Raw genomic sequence first — 1,196 nt, forward strand, 5'->3', positions numbered from 1 at the left:
CCACTTGCATTACTACAAAATGATATGGAAAAAGTAGCAGCTGGAGATTTAACAACACGTACTCCTTATAAAGCAAATAATGAATTAGGGCATATTGTTCAGTCTTTTAATAGTATGTTAGATAACCTTCAACAATTAATTGCGAATGTTAAGATGACAACACAAGAGGTTATTTTTACTACGGAGGGCGTATTACAAGATACAAATCGAGCGTCTAGTATTTCAAATGAGGTTGTACAGACTGTTTTAGAAGTAAAAACAAAAATAGAAGGACAGGTAACTAGTATTCAGGAGAGCTCATCCTCAATGGAAGAAATTACAACCGGGGTGCAAACTGTAGCTGAATCTTCAGCAGTAGTCGCTGAGGTAGCAGTAACGACTACAGAACGAATAAATATCGGTAGTGAAGTGATAAATCACTCTATTCTTCAAATGAATAGTGTGCATGATGTTGTCGAGGAAACATCAAAAGTAATAAATAAACTTGTTACACGTACACAACAGATTGATACAGCTCTCGCTGCAATTACTAATATTGCCGAACAAACGAATCTTCTTGCCTTAAATGCCGCTATTGAAGCGGCACGTGCTGGAGAGAATGGGAAAGGATTTGCAGTGGTTGCCGCAGAAGTTCGAGACTTGGCTGAGCAATCTAAAGAATCTGCAAAAGAAGTTAATCATTTAATAAAATCCATTCAAAAAGATACCCAAGATACAGTTAATGTCATGCAAAAAGGACAACAAAAGGCAGTAGAAGGAAAAGAAGCTGCTTACAAAGCGAATCAAACCTTCTTGTCTATTATGAGAGATATTGATAAGATTACAGGTCAAATTCAAGAAGTATCCGCAGCGACAGAAGAGATGTCTGCTGGTACAGAAGAAGTAAATGCTTCTCTTTCGCTAGTTTCTGAAACTGCAACGGATGTGAAAAAGGAGACTCTTCAAACTGTAAATTCAATTCAATCACAGGCCGTATCAATTGAACAAATATCAATCCAATCCAACAAAATGAAAGAAAAGGTGGAAGAATTAACGGAATTGGTTTCAAAATTTAATATTACAGAACAAAAAGAGTGAGTAAATTGTAAAAGATTAGGTACGGCTATCAGCCTAAAAATAATTGATTTTTTACGATTAAAAAGATTTTAGTAATTAATTCAATCACAAGTGTAATAACATGTAAAAAAAACATGAAG

Annotated in this window: 1 protein-coding gene; it reads left to right on the top strand. The window is 35.1% G+C overall.

Annotated elements, in window-relative coordinates; translation table 11 throughout:
* Positions 1–1,077, top strand: a 1,077-nt coding sequence (locus ACQGS6_RS28925; RefSeq protein WP_426966068.1) for a methyl-accepting chemotaxis protein, incomplete at its 5' end; no start/stop codon positions are given.
* Positions 1,078–1,196: the final 119 nt, after the last annotated feature.

Origin of the sequence: Bacillus sp. GMs2/2, assembly GCF_050172095.1 — a bacterium.
GTDB lineage: Bacteria > Bacillota > Bacilli > Bacillales > Bacillaceae_G > Bacillus_A > Bacillus_A cereus.